Genomic DNA, 910 nt, shown 5'->3' with positions numbered 1-910 from the left:
CCGGTGCGGGTACCCGCCCAGTCGGCCATCGCGTCGCTGATGAACTCGGGCCCGTTGTCGCTGCGGAGCACACCCGGTGCTCCGCGGACGGCGACGAGCTCTTCGAGGTGGGCGGTGAGCCGGTCGGCGGTGATCGACCGCTCCGCGAGCCCGCCGATGCATTCGCGGGTGTGCTCGTCGACGATGGAGCAGATCTTGATCGGGCAGCCCCGCTCGTCGGCGTCGAACTGGAAGTCCACCGCCCATACGAGGTTCGGTGCGACCGCCGCCGGGGCGTCGACGGTCGAGGATCCGACACGCTTGCGGCGTCGCCGCTGCGGGACGCGGAGGCCTTCGGCTCGCCAGAGGCGTTGGATCTTCTTGTGGTTCACCGCCCAGCCCTCACCCCGGGCGTCGTGATACGCCCGCCGGTACCCGTAGCGGGGATGCTTGTTCGCCCACGCGCGCAGCCAGTCTCGCAACGCGCGATCAGGGTCGGCGACCGTGTCGCCCTTGAGCGGGCGACGGTACGCGGACCTGCTCAGCCCGGCCAGACGGCACGCCATCCGCTCGCTCACCTGCAGTGTCCTGATCAGGTGCGAGACGGCGGCGCGGCGCCTGCCCGGGCCTAGAAGTTTCCCTCGGCCAGCTCCTTGAGCGCGGCCTTCTCCAGCTCCGCTTCGGCCAGCAATCGCTTGAGCGTGGCGTTCTGCTTCTCCAGCTCCTTGAGACGCTTCGCGTCGTCGGCCTTCAGTCCGCCGTACTGGTTACGCCACCGGTAATACGTCTGCTCGGATATCCCAAGCTCCCGACACACCGCGGCGATGTCGCTGCCGTCGGCGCGCATCCTGTCGCCCTGCCCGAGCTTGCGGACGACCTGCTCCGGGGTGTGACGCTTCCTGATGTTCGACATGATCTGACCAGTCTCCCT

At 68.9% G+C, this 910-nt stretch carries 1 pseudogene; it reads right to left on the bottom strand.

Features of this window, described 5'->3' with window-relative positions:
- Nucleotides 1–892 (bottom strand): annotated as a pseudogene (locus tag ABD089_RS13695) (IS3 family transposase); the annotation flags it as partial.
- Nucleotides 893–910: the final 18 nt, after the last annotated feature.

This window comes from Luteococcus sanguinis, assembly GCF_039527675.1.
GTDB classification, from domain to species: Bacteria; Actinomycetota; Actinomycetes; order Propionibacteriales; family Propionibacteriaceae; genus Luteococcus; species Luteococcus sanguinis.
Note: the sequence above shows the minus strand (reverse complement) of the source record. Positions and strands in the feature narration are given on the sequence as shown.